Source organism: Actinocorallia aurantiaca, assembly GCF_039533685.1.
Taxonomy (GTDB): Bacteria; Actinomycetota; Actinomycetes; order Streptosporangiales; family Streptosporangiaceae; genus Actinocorallia; species Actinocorallia aurantiaca.
Genome location: NZ_BAAATZ010000061.1, coordinates 1 through 516, shown reverse-complemented (window position 1 = coordinate 516; position 516 = coordinate 1). Strand labels below are relative to the sequence as shown.

At 60.3% G+C, this 516-nt stretch carries 1 rRNA gene; it reads left to right on the top strand.

Going from position 1 to position 516, the window contains the following annotated elements:
- A 16S ribosomal RNA gene (locus ABD327_RS37355) occupies positions 1-516 on the top strand; the annotation flags it as partial.

Genomic DNA, 516 nt, shown 5'->3' with positions numbered 1-516 from the left:
CGACGACGGGTAGCCGGCCTGAGAGGGCGACCGGCCACACTGGGACTGAGACACGGCCCAGACTCCTACGGGAGGCAGCAGTGGGGAATATTGCACAATGGGGGAAACCCTGATGCAGCGACGCCGCGTGCGGGATGACGGCCTTCGGGTTGTAAACCGCTTTCAGCAGGGACGAATCAAGACGGTACCTGCAGAAGAAGCGCCGGCTAACTACGTGCCAGCAGCCGCGGTAATACGTAGGGCGCAAGCGTTGTCCGGAATTATTGGGCGTAAAGAGCTCGTAGGCGGTCTGTCGCGTCGGATGTGAAAGCTCGAGGCTTAACCTCGGGTCTGCATCCGATACGGGCAGACTAGAGGCAGGTAGGGGAGAACGGAATTCCCGGTGTAGCGGTGAAATGCGCAGATATCGGGAGGAACACCGGTGGCGAAGGCGGTTCTCTGGGCCTGTACTGACGCTGAGGAGCGAAAGCGTGGGGAGCGAACAGGATTAGATACCCTGGTAGTCCACGCCGTAAA